The organism is Janthinobacterium sp. P210006, assembly GCF_036231885.1.
GTDB classification, from domain to species: domain Bacteria; phylum Pseudomonadota; class Gammaproteobacteria; order Burkholderiales; family Burkholderiaceae_D; genus Janthinobacterium; species Janthinobacterium violaceinigrum.
In genome coordinates, this window is record NZ_JAZARD010000001.1 from 352,841 (window position 1) to 368,359 (window position 15,519).

The following is a 15,519-nucleotide window of genomic DNA, read 5'->3' on the forward strand; positions in this document are numbered from 1 at the left end:
GAGAGAAGCGATGCAAGAGTGGGACCTGGTCATCCACAACGTCCACCTGGCCACGATGGAGCACGGTTATGGCGAGCTGCTCGACGCGGCCATCGCCGTCAAGGATGGCCGCATTGCCTGGTTCGGTCCCGGCGACGAGCTGCCGGCCAGTGGCGCCGTGCTGCACGACGGCCAGGGCTGCTGGCTGACACCGGGCCTGATCGACTGCCATACCCACATCGTCCACGCGGGCAACCGCAGCGACGAATTCGAGGCGCGCCTGAATGGCGCCAGCTATGAAGAGATCAGCCGCGCCGGCGGCGGCATCATGTCCACCGTGCGCGCCACGCGCGCGGCCAGCGACGACGAGTTGCTGCGGCAAAGCCTGCCCCGCGTGCTGGCGCTGCTGGCCGAGGGCGTGACCACGCTGGAAATCAAGTCCGGCTACGGTCTCGACGCGGACAGCGAGGCGAAGATGCTGCGCGTGGCGCGCCAAATCGGGCAAACGCTGCCCGTATCCGTGCGCACCACGTTTCTCGGCGCGCACGCGCTGCCGCCCGAGTATGCGGGCCGGGCGGACGCCTATATCGACCTGCTGTGCGCGCAGATGCTGCCCGCGCTGGCCGGCGATGGCCTGGTCGACGCCGTCGACGCGTTCTGCGAGCGCATCGGCTTTACGCCGGCGCAAACGCAGCGGGTGTTCGCGGCGGCGCAGGCACTGGGCCTGCCCGTGAAACTGCATGCGGAGCAGCTGTCCGACTTGGGCGGCGCGGCGCTGGTGGCGCGCTACGGCGGCCTGTCGGCCGACCACCTGGAATTTTTGTCGGAAGAGGGCGTCGCCGCGATGGCGCAGCACGGCACGGTGGCCGTGCTGCTGCCCGGCGCATATTACTTTTTGCGCGAAACGCAGCCGCCGCCTGTCGCGGCATTGCGCGCTGCCGGCGTGCCGATGGCCGTCTCCACCGATTGCAATCCGGGCACCTCGCCCATGACGTCCTTGCTGCTGGCGATGAACATGGCCTGCACCCTGTGGCGCCTCACGCCGCAGGAAGCGCTGGCTGGTGCTACGTGCCACGCGGCGCGCGCGCTGGGCTTGCAGAATGACACGGGCAGCCTGGCGGTGGGCAAGCGCGCCGATTTCGCCCTGTGGCGCATCGCGCGTCCGGCCGACCTGTCGTATGCGTTGGGCCTGAACCCGTGCGCGGGCGTGGTACACGGCGGTGTCTGGCGCGCGCCGGTGGTAAGCTTGACGGATTGATCATCCGTCCTGGAGCGCCGCGTGCGTGCTGCTTATTTGCTGTTGTTACTTGTCTTCGCCGCCGCGCCCATATCCTCCCTAGCCATGGACGGCGGCACCCTGAAAGTGGGCTCGAAGCGCTTTACGGAATCCTACATCCTCGGCGAAATCGTCAAGCAGAGCGCCGCGCCGCACGTCAGGGCGGAGCACCGCCAGGGGCTAGGCAACACGGCCATCGTGCTCGCCGCGCTGCAGGCGGGCAGCATCGACGTGTATGCCGAATACATGGGCACGATCGCCAGCGAAATCCTCAAGCACGACAAGCCGCTTGACCTGGAACAGATGCGGCGCGAGCTGGCGGCGCTGGGCCTGGGCGTGGCCGTGCCGCTGGGGTTCAACAATACCTATGCGCTGGCGATGCGCGGCGATGAAACGCGCATCGCCAGCCTGGGGCAGCTGGCGCAGCATCCCGCCTTGAGGTTCGGCCTGTCGCATGAATTCATCGGCCGCGTCGATGGCTGGCCGGGCCTGGCCGCCCGCTATGGCTTGCCGCAGCGCCCGCGCGGGCTCGATCACGGCATCGCCTATGAAGCGCTGGCGCAGCGTCAGGTGGACGTGATCGACATCTATTCGACGGACGCGAAGATCCGCCAGTATGGCTTGCGCGTGCTGGCCGACACGCAGCAGTATTTTCCCCGCTACGATGCCATGCTGCTGTACCGGCTCGACGTGCCGGTCCGCTTTCCCGCCGCCTGGCTGGCGCTGCAAGGCTTGCAGGGGCGCATCAGCGAGAGCGACATGATCGCCATGAATGCGGCCGTGGAAATCGATGGCAAGACTTTTTCCGGCGTGGCGCACCAGTGGCTGGCCTCCGGCACGTCGGCGAAAAAACCGGCCGCCGCGCGCAGCAAGCTGCTCGATAAAATCATCGGCGACGATCTGTGGACCCTGACGCGCCAGCACCTGACCCTGGTGCTGCTGTCGGTGGCCCTGGCGTGCGTGATCGGCATTCCGCTGGGCGTGCTGGCGGCGTTTTCGGCGCCGCTGCGGCAAACGGTGCTGGCCTTCGTGGGTGTGCTGCAAACGGTGCCGTCGCTGGCCCTGCTGGCGATATTGATTCCGCTGCTGGGCATGATCGGCACCGTGCCGGCGCTGGTCGCCTTATTCGTGTACGCCTTGCTGCCCATCGTGCGCAATACCTGCACCGGCATCCTGCAGGTGCCGCAAGGCTTGCGCATGGCGGCGCTGGCGCTGGGCTTGAGCCGGCGCGACCGCCTGCTGCACGTGGACTTGCCGCTGGCCTTGCCCGTGATGCTGGCGGGCATCAAAACGGCGGCCGTGATGAGCGTGGGCACGGCCACCATCGCCGCCTTCATCGGCGCGGGCGGCTACGGCGAGCGCATCACCATCGGCCTGGCGCTGAATGACAACGACATGCTGCTGGCAGGCGCGATCCCCGCAGCCGTGCTGGCCCTGCTGACGCAAGGCTTGTTCGAACTGGTGGAGCGCTGGGCCGTAACCGGCCAGCAACGCTGACGCCATCACAGGGAGTGCAGTTTCGAGCGCACCGAGACGACGGCCTGGTGCAGGATGCGTTCAGCCTGGAAGTCGTTCTCGCGCTGTTCGGCGATGGCTTGCAGATCGCGCGTGTAGCGTTCCAGGCGGGACCGCAGGTAGGCGCGGTAGATTTTCATGACGAGCGGCTTGGCAGAGACATTCATGATGTGGCTCCCGTATGCATAACGATTCGTTCATTGATTCGTTCATTGTGTGTGAGCGCATTGCTGCCATTTTGCGACGCATCAAACGCCAGCACGCCGTCACTGTGACGCGTTTGATATGCCGCAATGCCCCACTAGCAGAAGATGCCACACTGAATCTTCCCTGCCTGGCCTGGCCCGCATTGGCCGCAGGTTCCGATTCCCTCAAGCATACTCAAGGAGCGTCGCATGGTCATTTTTGCCGTGGTTGCTGGCTGCACCGCCTGCCTGACAGTGTACCAAATCTATAAAAATTCGCAGGGCGGCAATGGTCTTACGCAACAACATATCGGTTTGCACGGCACATTGATTGAGCCACGGAAATAAACTGTGGCAAAGGGGGGACAGTGAGCACACTACTTTAAGTAAAATGTAAGGCCCGGTAAGCAAATGTAAAGGTCGGTACGGTGACAAGTCGTAGCGTTTATATTGATAACCGTTGATTGCATTCTCCCCCTCCCACTTGACAATGGGTTCACCCCGCGGTGCCGCTAGCCCGCGGGGATTTTTTTGGGCAATCGGTTTATGCGGGTGTCGGTGTTCCGGCCGACAATTGCGTCAAGGCATCGCCAGCGACGCGGCAGATGCGCCAGTCCGGCATCACATCCGCGCCCATGCCCTTGTAGAAGTTGATCGCGTTTTCATTCCAGTCCAGTACCGACCATTCGAAGCGGCCGCAATCGCGTTCGACGGCCAGTTGCGCCAGCGCCACCAGCATCTGCTTGCCATAGCCCTTGCCGCGCACCGATTGTTTTACGTACAGGTCTTCCAGATACAGCCCCTTGCGGCACAGGAAGGTGGAAAAATTGTGGAAGAACAGGGCGAAGGTCACTACCTCGCCATTGTCCTCGCCCACCAGCGCTTCGCATGCAGGATGGGCGCCGAACAGGCTGTCGTGCAGCATGGATTCCCTGGCGATCATCATGTGTTCGAGTTTTTCAAACACGGCCAGTTCGTGGATCATGCCGAAGATGGCGGCCACGTCGGTTTCCCGGGCGGGGCGGATGGCGAGAGTGGCGTTGGTAGTGTTCATGTTGCCTTTGCTGATGGAGGGGTGGAAAGGGAGGCGACGGCCGCCGTCTTGCGGGCGCCCGACGTCAGGGCCCAGGCCACGCTGGACAGGCACAGCAACATACCTACCCATTCGATGGCGGCGGGCCGGTAATGTTCGAACTGCACCGACAGCAGCACGGAAATGACGGGCGTGACGACGCCGATATACACGGTCTTTTGCGTGCCGATGCGCGCGATTAGGGTGAAATACGCGCTGAAGGCGATCACGGAGCCGAAGATGGCCAGATACAGCAATCCCATCCAGTAGCTGGGGCGCGCGGGCAGTTGCCAGGACTGGCCCGTGGCAATGGCCCACACGGCCACCATCAAGGTACCCCACAGCATGGTCCAGGCCATGGTCAGCATCACGTTGCCCGACTGTTCGCGTACCTTCATGACCAGCGCGTTGCCCACCGTGCTGGAAACGGTGGCCACCAGGGCCAGCATGAAACCGAGCAGGAAGTGGCCATTGCCGCCGCCCAGAATATCGTGCAGCGCCGCACCGATCGACTGGTAGAACAGCAGCACGATGCCGCAGATGGCGACAAACGCCGCGCAGCAGGTGCTCCAGGTGATGGGCGTGCCGAACGCGATGCGGTTGAGCAACGGTGTCCAGAATACCATCAGCGCAAACAGCACGCTGACGAGGGCGGAGACCAGGTACTGTTCGGAACTGTAGGTGCACACATAGCTGAGGGCAAACGAGGCCAGGCCTTGCAGCAGCATCCATTTTTGCGCGCGCCAGGGCAGGCGCAAGGTATCGCCGCGCACGGCGCACCAGGCAAACAGGGTGGCGGAAGCCAGGCCGAAGCGGTAGACCACGGAAACGGCGGGGGCCACATCGCCCAGCTGCAAGGTGATGGCCCAGAAGGTGGAGCCCCAGATCAGGCAGGCAATGATGAACAGGAGAGGAGAGGACATCGCGCAAGTATACGGGCATCGCGCGGGGATGGCGAGTCTTGGTCGAGCTTGCTCAACGAGTGGTCAGCAGGTGCCCAGGCATTGAGCCAGCGCAGTGCTTCTGGAGAATGTTGAATTTATGAAAATATTTACTTTATTATCAAGTAAATATTTTCTGAATCGCATCTTTGAAGGGGACCACCATGCTAGCCTCACTGCAGATCAAAGTATGGAGCGTGCTTGTGTATGTCGTCGTGACCGCCGTGCTTGCCATCTGGCTGCACCCTTCTGCCTTGCTCGCTGCCGGCGCCTTCGGCTGAGCGCATGCGCCGGCAAGCAGATCAGTGGGTGACGCGGGTCTTGCGGCCATCGGACAGCAGGCGCACGCGTTCGCCCGGACGGAACAGTTCGTCCGCGTCTTGCACGATGGCGCGCATGTCGCCATTGTCCAGGCGTACGGTGATTTCCAGGCCGGGCTTGTTGGAAGCGTTCGCTTCGATGCTTTTGCCTGCCATGCCGCCCGCGACGGCGCCCAGGATGCTGGCCGCGATGGCGCCCTTGCCGCCACCGACTGCCGAGCCGGCCACGCCGCCCAGCGCCGCGCCCGCCAGCACGCCCGTGCCCGTTTCACCCTTGTCGATGGTGACCTGGCGCACGGATTCAACCGTACCCATGCGGACCGATTGTTCATTCTGCGCCTGGCGCGCGTTGTACACATTCGCCGAGTTCGGTTGTACGGCGCAGCCGGCCAGGGTGGCAAGCAATGCCACTGCAATAATTGGTGCTTTCATGTGGGACTCCCTTGGACAAAAGTTAGTTGCCGGTTACATTGACCGGCAGATGATGACTTATCATAAGGACACTTGCCTCATATAACTAGTTGCGAATAGTAAAAATCTGTTACGGCCCCGGCAGGCCACAAGACCACTTGCCGCTCAATACGCGAGCCGCAGGCGCCGGTACAGAAATCCCAGCACGAACAGCGGTCCCACGAGCAAGAAGCGCAAGTCGTCCAGGAACGACGGTTTCTTGCCTTCGATCTGGTGGCCGATGAACTGGCCTATCCAGGCCAGCACGAACAGCGCCAGCGACACGGGCAGGATGGTCAGCGCCGGCATCAGCAACAGCAGCCCCAGCATGGCGGCCAGCATCGCCAGCATGCCCGCCGCAAACGGGCGCGACAGCTTGTAATAGTAGTATAAAGCCAGAATACTGCCGAGCAGCGCCACGCTGGCATGCACGCTCCATAGCAGCCCCAGCAGGCTGAAAACGATCAAGGGCACGCACACGATGTGCACCCATTCATTGACGTGGTTGCGGTGGCTTTCGCCATACTGGGCCAGCAGGATGTCGATGGTGCGCATGGGGGTCTCTCTGATGTTGTTATTGCTGGAAATTTTACACTGGAACTCCGGCTGCCGAACGCGGCATACCATGGAGGATTGCCAGATTGGCAATTTTGCGTTATTATTTCTTTTTGGAAATATTTCCGCTCATTTCAAAGGCATCCGTGACGTCGCCAGCCAGCCATCCCAATCCTGATTACCAGCGCTATTCTATGGCGTCCCTGCAGCAAGCCTTGTCCGGACCGGAGGGTGCCGATGCAGCGCGGCGGCAGCGCATTGAAGCGGAAATTGCCCAGCGCGAGCAGGATGAGCTGGAAGCGCAGCAGCGCCAGTGGGCGGCGCGACCGCAGGACCGGCCACTCGACCCCGCCACTGCCGCGCTTGCGGAGGCTGCCAAGCCCTACTTGCAGTCAGCGGGCTATGCGCTGCTGTTCACGTGGATCGTGTTGAGAATGACGGTGTGGTTTGACATCGTTCTGACGGATAGCCGGAATTATTATGTTGGCGGTATCGAGTTGCTTATCTTTGGTATTTTCTTGTTGCGCGGCAACCTGCGTGCGGCGAGATGGCTGCGCTGGCTGGCCGTTTTCTCGGTGGTGCCCACCGTGCTGACGCTCGATTTCCTGTTCCTGCAACCGTTGTCCCTGACCGCGATGCAGTTCAAGCTGGCGCCCGTCCGTTATGGCTGGCTGGTGCTGGAAACCGTGCTGTCGCTCTGGGTCATCCATTATTTGTACCGTCAGTTGGGGATGCCTGCCGTCATGGCCGCCTGCGATGCGAGGGGATACCGGCGGCGCAATCTGCGCATTCCCGCCATGATCGGCTTGATCCTTGGTACGTGCAGCGTCGTCCTCGGGCAGGCGGCCTTGCAGGGCGAGACGGCCCGGCAGGCGCGCACGATAGTGGCGCAGCGCTATGGCTCGGGCTACCAATACCACGTCAACAGCGTCGGCGAGTCCGTCGCGCCGCAAGGCAGGTTTTATACGGCACAGGTACTGATGTGGGATGACAAGGGCGTCACTTCCGTGCCCGTGCAGTGGCCCCGGTAAAATAAGCGCTACCACCACTCCCACAGGATGCCGCTTTTGTCCCGCTTATTGTCTGATGAGCCGGCCGTGCCGGACACCCGCAAGCGCTGTTTCGATCCCGTCGTCGATGCCGATACGCGCTTGCTGATACTGGGCAGCCTGCCCGGCGAAAAATCGCTGGCGCACAGCCAGTACTATGCGCATCCGCAAAACAAGTTCTGGATGCTGCTGGGCGAGGTGCTGGGCGTGGATCTGAAAAGCCTGCCCTATGAAGCGCGTCTGGCAACCTTGCTGGCGCATGGCGTGGGCCTGTGGGACGTGGTGGCGCAGGCGCACCGTAGCGGTAGTCTCGACAGCAATATCCGTAACCGCGACGACAACGATCTGCCCGGCTTGCTGGCCCGTTTTCCTGCCATCCGCGCCATTGCCTTCAACGGCGGCACGGCCGCCAAATTGGGCATCAAGGTGCTGGGCGGACAGGCCCCGCATTACCGGATCGTGGAGCTGCCGTCGAGCAGCCCTGCCTATACCAAACCCTATCTGGAAAAGCTGGCGCAGTGGCATGTCTTGCGCCAGGCGCTCGCCTGACACTGTCCACTCCCGCCGCCTTCCTGTAGCCGGCGCCAGCACCGGACGCTGAACTCCTCCCCCATCCCGGCGCAGGCTGTTGCGCCGCGCGATTCCCTCGCCGCCTGTTGTTTCCACGCCCATCTGCGACCCCCGCTTGATTTTTGCGCTTGCTTTTACTGATATATTACATTTAATATCCTGATATATCAGAGTGCGCCAGTTTGGTGCCACGACAAAAACACAGCGCGATGCCCGTCGCGCGCAGCAAGGAGATGGCTACGATGACCGAGTTCATGAATCAGGATTTTCTTCTCACCACCGAGACGGCCCGCAAGCTGTACCACGAAGTGGCGGCCGACCTGCCCATCATCGATTACCACTCGCATTTGCAGCAGGGCGAGATCGCCAGCCGCAAGACCTTCCGCAACATCGCCGAACTGTGGCTGGCGGGCGACCACTACAAATGGCGCCTGATGCGCACGGCCGGCGTGGCCGAGGAATTCATCACGGGCGAGCGCTCGGACCAGGAAAAATTCCGCGCCTTCTGCAAGGTGCTGCCATTGGCCATCGGCAACCCGATCTACCACTGGAGCCACCTGGAACTGCGCCGCATCTTCAATATCGACCTCATCATCAACGAGGCGAATGCGGACGCCATCTGGGAACAGGCCAACGACATGCTGGCCACCATGGATACCTGGTCCTTGCTGGAACAGGCGGGCGTGGAAATCGCCTGCACCACCGACGACCCGGCCGACGACCTGCTGCAGCACGCGGAAATCGCCGCCTCCGGCCTGAAGACGCGCGTGCTGCCCGCCTACCGCCCTGACAAGGCCATGCGCATCAACCAGCCGCGCTTCCCCGAATATTTGCAGCGCCTGAGCGCGGTGGCCGATGTTCCCGTCACCTCGTTTGCCTCGCTGATCGCCGCGCTGGCCGTGCGGGTGGAATTCTTCCACTCGCGCGGTGCGCGCATCTCCGACCACGCCGTCGACGTGACCCTGCCCGTGCAGGCAGCCAGCGCCGAGGAGCTCGAAGCGCTGTTCGCCAAGCGCCTGCAAGGCACCTTGCTGAGTGACGTGGAAAACGGCCTGTACCTGCGCGGCCTGCTCGAAGCGATCGGCCGCGTGTATGCGAACTATGGCTGGACCATGTGCTTGCACATCGGTGCGCAGCGCAATAACAACGACCGCATGCGCGGCTTGCTGGGACCGGACACGGGCTACGACTCGATTTCCGACATGAGCTGCAGCGCGGGCCTGGCCTCGCTGCTCAACGCGCTGGACCTGGACGACCGCCTGCCGAAGACCATGCTGTTCTGCCTGAATCCGAACATGAATGAAGTGCTGTCGACCATGGTGGGCAACTTCCAGGATGGCACGGTGGCGGGCAAGCTGCAATTCGGCCCGGCCTGGTGGTTCAACGACCACAAGGAAGGCAATCTGCAGCAACTGGTGGGGTTTGGCAACCACAGCGTGCTGGGCGTGTTCGTCGGCATGGTGACCGATTCGCGCAGCTTCGCTTCCTACCCGCGCCACGACTACTTCCGCCGCCTGGTATGCCGCCAGATCGGCGAATGGGTGCACGGCGGCGAATACCCGAACGATTTCGAGGCGCTGGCCACCATCGTGCGCGGCATCTGCTACGAAAACGCGCAGAAGTATTTTCAGCTGTAATCCCATAGCCGCCGCCAGGAATTAGTCATGCAAAAAGTGTTGTGTATCCATCCCGACGACGACATGCTGGTCGCCTTGTCCGATCTGGCCGCCGGCGAAGTGGTGAACTGGGAGGGCGAGTCCATCCTCATCAGCAGTGCCGTGAAGACCAAGCACAAGCTGGCCCGCCGCGCCTTCGCGGCAGGCGACATCCTGCGCCTGTACGGCGTCCCCGTCGGCAAGGCCACCGTGGCCATCCGCCGCGGCGAAGCCGTCACCACGGAAAACCTGCACCATTACGCGGCCGAAGTGGAGCTGGAACCGCAGGCGCCATACAGCTGGACGCCGCCCGACGTGGCGCGCCTCGATGGCGCCACCTTCCCCGGCGTGGTGCGCGCCGACGGCAGGGTGGGCACGGCCAATTACTGGCTGATCTTCCCCCTGGTCTTCTGCGAAAACCGCAACGTCGAGCACTTGCGCAATGCGCTCGAGGCGCCGCTGGGCTACACGCGCAACGACCTGGCGTCGTTCACCCTGTCCTTGCTGGGCGAGGACATGGAAGCGCCGAAGCCCGTCGTGCGTCCGTTCCCGAACCTGGACGGCGTGCGCATCATCACGCACAACGGGGGCTGCGGCGGCACGCGCGCCGATGCGCGTTCGCTGTGCAAGATTCTCTCCGCCTATGCCGACCACCCGAACGTGGCCGGCATCACGGTGTTCAGCCTCGGTTGCCAGAACGCGCAGATCGCCATGTTCCAGGACGCGCTGGCAAAACAGAACCCGCATTTCGACAAGCCCTGCCTGATCTACGAGCAGCAGAAATGGGACAGCGAAGAGACCATGATGAAGGCCGTGCTGACGGATACCCTGGCGCAGCTGAAGGAAGCGAACAAGGTGCGGCGCCAGCCGGTGCCGCTGTCGCACCTGAAAATCGGCGTCAAATGCGGCGGCTCGGACGGCTTTTCCGGCATTTCCGCCAACCCGGCCATGGGCCTGGTATCGGACATGGTGGTGGCCGTGGGCGGCTCGTCCATCCTGGCCGAATTCCCGGAACTGTGCGGCGTCGAGGCCAACCTGATCGAGCGCTGCGAAAACGACGATGACAAGCGCCGCTTCCTGGGCCTGATGCGCGATTTCGAAGCGCGCGCCGAAGCCGTGGGCACGCATTTCGCCGACAACCCCAGCCCCGGCAACATCCGCGACGGCTTGATCACGGACGCCATGAAATCGGCCGGCGCGGCAAAGAAGGGCGGCACGTCGCCCATCGTTTCCGTGCTCGATTACGGCGAGCAGAGTCTGAAGCCGGGCTTGTCGCTGCTGTGCACGCCGGGCGGCGACGTCGAGTCGGTGACGGGCATCGTGGCCTCGGGCGCTAACGTGGTGCTGTTTTCCACGGGCCTGGGCACGCCGACGGGCAACCCCATCGTGCCCGTGCTGAAAATTGCCAGCAACACGCGGGTGGCGAAAAAGCTGTCGGACCTGATCGACTACGACTGCGGCCCCGTGATCGACGGCACGCCTTTGCCGGAAGTGGCCAACGGCCTGTTCGACATGGTGGTGGCCACGGCCGGCGGCCAGTACCAGGCCAAGGCGGACCGCCTGCAGCAATACGACTTCATCTTCTGGAAACGCGACATTTCACTGTGAACGACATTCCCATGCAAGCATTGCGCCGCGGCGCGCCGTTCGACCTGCCGATCAAGATCCTGCAATTCGGCCAGGGTAATTTCATGCGCGGCTTTTTTGACTGGCAGGTCGACCTGCTCAACGAACGCACTGGCCTGAACGGGGGCGTGGTGGTGGTGCGCCCGCGCGGCGGCAGCGCGTCGCCCCTGCTCGACGTGCAGGACGGCCTGTTTACCACCGTCGTGCGCGGCCTCGACGAAGATGGCCAGGCCGTCAGCACCTGCCGCACCATCTCCTGCGTGCAGCGCGAAATCGATCCGGCCACCATGTATGGCGACTACCTGGCGCTGGCCAGCCTGCCCGAGCTGCGCTTCATCGTCTCGAACACCACGGAAGCGGGCATCGCCACCAACGACAGCGACGCCTTCGACGACGCGCCGCCGTCGAGCTTTCCCGCCAAGCTGGCGCGCCTGCTGTTCGACCGCTACGCGTATTTCGACGGCGACCGCACGAAAGGCGTGGTACTGCTGCCGTGCGAACTGATCGAACGGAATGGCCCGGCCCTGAAGGCGGCCGTGCTGCACTTCGCCAGTCTGTGGCAGCTCGATGCGGGCTTTGCCGCCTGGATCGAGTCGGCCTGCGTGTTTTGCTCGACCCTGGTCGACCGCATCGTCACCGGCTACCCGCAGGACGCCGCCGCCATCGAGGCGGAACGCGGTTATCGCGACCAGTTCATGGTGGCGGCCGAATACTACTACCTGTTCGTCATCGAAGGCCCGGCAGCGCTGGCCGATGAATTGAAGCTGGCGGGCGCGGACCTGAATACCGTGCTGGTCGACGACATCACCCCCTACAAAAAACGCAAGGTGGGCATCCTCAACGGCGGCCATACGGCGCTGGTGCCGGTCGCCTTGCTGGCCGGACTCGAGACGGTGGGCGATGCCGTCAACGACGCGCAGGTGGGCGGCTACCTGGCCGACACCCTGGCGCAGGAAATCATCCCTGCGCTGCCCCTGCCGCAGGACGAACTGCAGCAGTTCGCGCGCGACGTGCTGCTGCGCTTCCGCAACCCTTACATCCAGCACCGCCTGGCGTCCATCGCCCTGAACAGCTGGAGCAAGTTCGCCGCGCGCATCGCGCCGCAGCTGCTGCGCTACGTGGAATTGCACGGCCGCCTGCCGCAACGCCTGGTGCTGGCGCTGGCCGCCACCATGCGCCTGTACCGCGGCGACGTCATCGCCCTGTCCGACGATCCCGCCACCCTGGCATGGTTCAGCCGGGCCTGGGCCGATGCCGATGCGGGCAGCCTGACGTTGGAACAGCTGGCGCAGGGCTGGCTGGCACAGGAAGCCGTGTGGGGCCGCGACATGAACGCGGTGCCAGGCCTGGCGCACGCCGTGGCCACGGCCTTGCAGGACATCGCATCGCAGGGCATGCGCGGCGCCTTGCAGGCCGTGTAGGAAAGAAAAGCAGCACCGCGACAGAAACAGACAGCAGTACCGCAACACCGCAACACCCATAAAAACCGAGGCCGGAGGCACTTCCCCAGGAAGGCTGACCGGCCCAAAAAGTGGCGGCGCAGCTGCGCCGCCTTGGATGGATAGAGGGAGACAACATGACTAAAATACGCGGCATGCGCTGGTGGATGGTCGGCCTGGTCACGGCTGGACTGATCGTCAATTACCTGGCACGCAATACCTTGTCGGTGGCGGCGCCCACGATGATGAGCGAGCTCAATATCACCACGCAGGAATATTCGTACATCGTGGTGGCGTGGCAGGTGTGCTACGCGCTGATGCAGCCCATCGCCGGCTACGTCATCGACGCCATCGGCACCAAGATCGGCTTTGCCGTCTTTGCCCTGGCCTGGTCCGTGGCGTGTGCCTGCGCGGCCATGGCGACGGGCTGGCAAAGCATGGCGCTGTTCCGCGGCATGCTGGGCCTGACCGAGGCGGCCGGCATTCCCGCCGGCGTGAAAGCGACGACCGAGTGGTTTCCCGCCAAGGAGCGTTCGATCGCCATCGGCTGGTTCAACATCGGTTCCTCGATCGGCGCCCTGTGCGCGCCGCCGCTGGTGGTATGGACCATCCTGCACGGCAGCTGGCAGATGTCCTTCGTCATCGTCGGCGCCATCGGCATCGTCTGGACGGGACTGTGGCTGGCCTTCTACAAGCATCCGCGCGATCAGAAACTGCTGTCGGACAAGGAGCGCGACTTCATCCTGGAAGGCCAGGAAGCGACCCACCACAGCGACAAGGCGCCCAAGGCGCGCTGGCACCAGATCGTCCGTAGCCGCAATTTCTGGGCCATCGCCATCCCGCGCTTCCTGTCCGAACCGGCCTGGCAAACCTTCAATGCCTGGATTCCCCTGTACATGGCCACCGAGCGCCACATGAACATCAAGGAAATCGCCATGTTCGCCTGGCTGCCGTTCCTGGCCGCCGACATCGGCTGCGTGCTGGGCGGCTACCTGAGCCCGTGGTTCCACAAGTACTGGAAGGTGTCGCTGTTTACTTCGCGCAAGCTGGTCGTCGTCGTGGGCGCCGTGTGCATGATCGGCCCGGCCTGTATCGGCCTGGTGGCCAGCCCGTACGCGGCCATCGCCCTGCTGTGCGTGGGCGGCTTTGCCCACCAGACGCTGTCCGGCGCGCTGTATTCGATCACCTCGGATGTCTTCGGCAAGAACGAAGTGGCCACGGCCACGGGCCTGGCCGGCATGTCCGGCTACCTGGGCGCGACGATCTTCACCCTGGTGTTCGGCGTGCTGGTGACCCTGGTCGGCTACAGCCCCCTGTTCATGCTGCTGGCCGTGTTCGACCTGGTGGCTGCCGCCGTCGTCTGCCTGCTGATACGCGAAAAGATGGCGCCGGGCGTGCCGCTGGCCAGGCCTGCCTTCAGTACCTGACGACTATTCCTGAATTTCCCCCGCTGTTTTCCTGCACCGCGCGGTGCGGCGGGGAGCTGTTTTTTTGATGTTTATACATATGCGCCAATGAAGGCGCGAGAAGAGGAGAAGCACATGACACCACAGAACAACCGTTGCACCCGCCGTGTCCTGGCGGTGGCGATCCTCGCCGCCCTGTCGGGCGGCGCGCTGGCCGAAGGCATCCTGGAAAACCGCCACGTCGAAACCCGCATCTACGGTTTCCTGAACGGTGAGATCGAATCGGTGAAAGCCGTCGGCGGCGCCACGCCGTACGCCAGCCGCGGCCGCATTTCGGACGGCAATTCGCGCATCGGCTTTGCCGGTTCGATCGGCCTGCGCGACGATATCCGCGGCATCTGGCAGATCGAGGGCAGCTTGAACAACTTCGACGAGGGCGGCGTGAATGGCCAGGGCAAGTCGGCCACCATCGAATCGCGCAATACCTTTGTCGGTATCGAGAGCAAGCGTTTCGGCCGCTTCATCGTCGGCAATAACGACTCCGTCTACCGCAGCCTGGTGGGTTCGGGCGGCGCCCTGGGCGGCAACCTGGGCCTGACGGTGCAGGGCGTCGACGTGTGGAACAACACCTCGGCCCAGTTGAGCGGCAATGCCGACAGCCTGTTCGGCCGCGGCGAAGCGCGCTACAAGAACTCGGCACACTACCTGTCGCCGGAATGGCGCGGCTTCCAGGCCGGCGCTTCCTACGGCTTCGATGAGCAGCGCACGACGGGCGACGACCGCGCGCGCTACTCGCTGGCGGCCAAGTACAGCATCGGCGCGTTTTCCATCGGCGCCGGCTACGACCGCCAGCAGAACACGGGCGTGGACGTGGAAAACCTGTCGAAGGGCTTCGGCATGCGCAACGCCTCCGTCAGCGGCGTGAACACCTCGTTCTACAAGCTGCTGGCAACCTACAAGTTCCCCACCAAGACGTCGGTCGGCCTCGGTTTCGAGTCGGGCAGCTATGGCTATGCGGTGCAGTCGCTGCCCACGCCAGGCAACATCTATACCTCGCTGCAGACGGGCAGCATGAAGCAGCGCTCCGTGATGGCGTCGCTGAGCCAGGAAGTGGGCTACGACGTCACCGTGATGCTGGCCGCCGGCAAGCTGGGCAAGCTGGACAACACCACCTTCGCCAAGCCGGACGACTTCGGCGCGACGCAGATTTCCCTGGGCGCGACCTACAAGATCGACGAGCAGTTCATGCCTTACGTGTATTTCACGCGCATCAACAACAAGGCGCAGCAAAACGTCAACCTGGGCCAGTCGCCGCTGCACAGCAATAACTCGGGCCAGGACGATGCCTTCCTCGCGCCAGGCAATTCGCCGCGCGCGTTCGGTTTCGGCTTCATCGCCCGTTTCTGAAGTAGTCCGGCGCAAGCCGGGACAGCGCCGGCCACCGGTTCCAGCGGAACCGCGTGGGCGGCTCATTTATACAG

Annotated in this window: 15 protein-coding genes; 10 read left to right on the plus strand and 5 right to left on the minus strand. The window is 63.6% G+C overall.

The features are described from left to right. Positions 1–10: 10 nt before the first annotated feature. Positions 11–1,237 carry an imidazolonepropionase gene (hutI, locus tag VPH41_RS01590; RefSeq protein ID WP_328568744.1) on the plus strand — a complete coding sequence of 409 codons (1,227 nt, stop codon included), beginning with the start codon at positions 11–13 and terminating at the stop codon, positions 1,235–1,237. Between the two features lie 84 nt (positions 1,238–1,321). Beyond that, positions 1,322–2,752, plus strand: a complete 1,431-nt coding sequence (locus VPH41_RS01595; RefSeq protein ID WP_328569601.1) for a glycine betaine ABC transporter substrate-binding protein — start codon at positions 1,322–1,324, stop codon at positions 2,750–2,752. Between the two features lie 5 nt (positions 2,753–2,757). On the opposite strand, the gene VPH41_RS01600 is transcribed toward VPH41_RS01595, so the two are convergent. Further along, the gene (locus tag VPH41_RS01600; RefSeq protein WP_034746290.1) at positions 2,758–2,937 is read right to left on the minus strand and encodes a hypothetical protein; all 180 of its coding nucleotides are present in this window, start codon (positions 2,935–2,937) and stop codon (positions 2,758–2,760) included. A gap of 228 nt (positions 2,938–3,165) precedes the next feature. Between VPH41_RS01600 and VPH41_RS01605 the strand changes: the two genes are divergently transcribed. Further along, positions 3,166–3,303 carry a hypothetical protein gene (locus tag VPH41_RS01605; RefSeq protein WP_193317486.1) on the plus strand — a complete coding sequence of 46 codons (138 nt, stop codon included), beginning with the start codon at positions 3,166–3,168 and terminating at the stop codon, positions 3,301–3,303. A 196-nt stretch (positions 3,304–3,499) separates the two neighbouring features. On the opposite strand, the gene VPH41_RS01610 is transcribed toward VPH41_RS01605, so the two are convergent. From VPH41_RS01610 to VPH41_RS01625, 4 genes are all read right to left on the minus strand, one after another. Next, positions 3,500–4,009 carry a GNAT family N-acetyltransferase gene (locus tag VPH41_RS01610; RefSeq protein ID WP_328568745.1) on the minus strand — a complete coding sequence of 170 codons (510 nt, stop codon included), beginning with the start codon at positions 4,007–4,009 and terminating at the stop codon, positions 3,500–3,502. Next, positions 4,006–4,950 carry a DMT family transporter gene (locus VPH41_RS01615; protein WP_328568746.1) on the minus strand — a complete coding sequence of 315 codons (945 nt, stop codon included), beginning with the start codon at positions 4,948–4,950 and terminating at the stop codon, positions 4,006–4,008. The genes VPH41_RS01610 and VPH41_RS01615 overlap by 4 nt, the downstream gene beginning before the upstream one ends. A 320-nt stretch (positions 4,951–5,270) precedes the next feature. Beyond that, positions 5,271–5,720: a glycine zipper 2TM domain-containing protein gene (locus VPH41_RS01620; RefSeq protein ID WP_046684332.1), complete on the minus strand. Its 450-nt coding sequence runs from the start codon at positions 5,718–5,720 to the stop codon at positions 5,271–5,273. A 144-nt stretch (positions 5,721–5,864) separates the two neighbouring features. After that, entirely contained in the window at positions 5,865–6,293 is a 429-nt protein-coding gene (locus tag VPH41_RS01625) for an Mpo1 family 2-hydroxy fatty acid dioxygenase (protein WP_152255017.1), read from the minus strand. Positions 6,294–6,379: 86 nt separating this feature from the next. On the opposite strand from VPH41_RS01625, the gene VPH41_RS01630 reads away from it, so the two are divergent. The 7 genes from VPH41_RS01630 (at position 6,380) to VPH41_RS01660 (ending at position 15,445) form a co-directional block, all read left to right on the plus strand. Beyond that, entirely contained in the window at positions 6,380–7,324 is a 945-nt protein-coding gene (locus VPH41_RS01630; RefSeq protein ID WP_328568747.1) for a hypothetical protein, read from the plus strand. 36 nt (positions 7,325–7,360) lie between these two features. Next, on the plus strand, positions 7,361–7,891 hold the full coding sequence (locus VPH41_RS01635) for a DNA-deoxyinosine glycosylase (RefSeq protein ID WP_328568748.1): 531 nt from the start codon (positions 7,361–7,363) through the stop codon (positions 7,889–7,891). A 254-nt stretch (positions 7,892–8,145) separates the two neighbouring features. Further along, positions 8,146–9,549: a glucuronate isomerase gene (uxaC, locus tag VPH41_RS01640; RefSeq protein WP_328568749.1), complete on the plus strand. Its 1,404-nt coding sequence runs from the start codon at positions 8,146–8,148 to the stop codon at positions 9,547–9,549. Positions 9,550–9,576: 27 nt separating this feature from the next. Continuing rightward, complete coding sequence (locus VPH41_RS01645; protein ID WP_328568750.1) at positions 9,577–11,175, plus strand: UxaA family hydrolase; 1,599 nt, start codon at positions 9,577–9,579, stop codon at positions 11,173–11,175. 11 nt (positions 11,176–11,186) lie between these two features. Further along, positions 11,187–12,614, plus strand: coding sequence for a tagaturonate reductase (locus tag VPH41_RS01650; protein WP_328568751.1), 1,428 nt, complete (start codon positions 11,187–11,189; stop codon positions 12,612–12,614). A gap of 155 nt (positions 12,615–12,769) precedes the next feature. Then, positions 12,770–14,059, plus strand: coding sequence for an MFS transporter (locus VPH41_RS01655; protein WP_328568752.1), 1,290 nt, complete (start codon positions 12,770–12,772; stop codon positions 14,057–14,059). Between the two features lie 114 nt (positions 14,060–14,173). After that, positions 14,174–15,445, plus strand: a complete 1,272-nt coding sequence (locus VPH41_RS01660; protein WP_328568753.1) for a porin — start codon at positions 14,174–14,176, stop codon at positions 15,443–15,445. Positions 15,446–15,519: the final 74 nt, after the last annotated feature.

Bases quoted from the DNA above. Each gene is read 5' to 3' on its own strand.
- VPH41_RS01625 (WP_152255017.1), bottom strand. From the start codon at position 6,293: ATGCGCACCATCGACATCCTGCTGGCCCAGTATGGCGAAAGCCACCGC.
- VPH41_RS01595 (WP_328569601.1), top strand. From the start codon at position 1,322: ATGGACGGCGGCACCCTGAAAGTGGGCTCGAAGCGCTTTACGGAATCC.
- VPH41_RS01645 (WP_328568750.1), top strand. From the start codon at position 9,577: ATGCAAAAAGTGTTGTGTATCCATCCCGACGACGACATGCTGGTCGCC.
- hutI (WP_328568744.1), top strand. From the start codon at position 11: ATGCAAGAGTGGGACCTGGTCATCCACAACGTCCACCTGGCCACGATG.
- VPH41_RS01620 (WP_046684332.1), bottom strand. From the start codon at position 5,720: ATGAAAGCACCAATTATTGCAGTGGCATTGCTTGCCACCCTGGCCGGC.
- VPH41_RS01600 (WP_034746290.1), bottom strand. From the start codon at position 2,937: ATGAATGTCTCTGCCAAGCCGCTCGTCATGAAAATCTACCGCGCCTAC.
- VPH41_RS01615 (WP_328568746.1), bottom strand. From the start codon at position 4,950: ATGTCCTCTCCTCTCCTGTTCATCATTGCCTGCCTGATCTGGGGCTCC.
- VPH41_RS01610 (WP_328568745.1), bottom strand. From the start codon at position 4,009: ATGAACACTACCAACGCCACTCTCGCCATCCGCCCCGCCCGGGAAACC.
- VPH41_RS01660 (WP_328568753.1), top strand. From the start codon at position 14,174: ATGACACCACAGAACAACCGTTGCACCCGCCGTGTCCTGGCGGTGGCG.
- VPH41_RS01655 (WP_328568752.1), top strand. From the start codon at position 12,770: ATGACTAAAATACGCGGCATGCGCTGGTGGATGGTCGGCCTGGTCACG.
- uxaC (WP_328568749.1), top strand. From the start codon at position 8,146: ATGGCTACGATGACCGAGTTCATGAATCAGGATTTTCTTCTCACCACC.
- VPH41_RS01650 (WP_328568751.1), top strand. From the start codon at position 11,187: ATGCAAGCATTGCGCCGCGGCGCGCCGTTCGACCTGCCGATCAAGATC.
- VPH41_RS01605 (WP_193317486.1), top strand. From the start codon at position 3,166: ATGGTCATTTTTGCCGTGGTTGCTGGCTGCACCGCCTGCCTGACAGTG.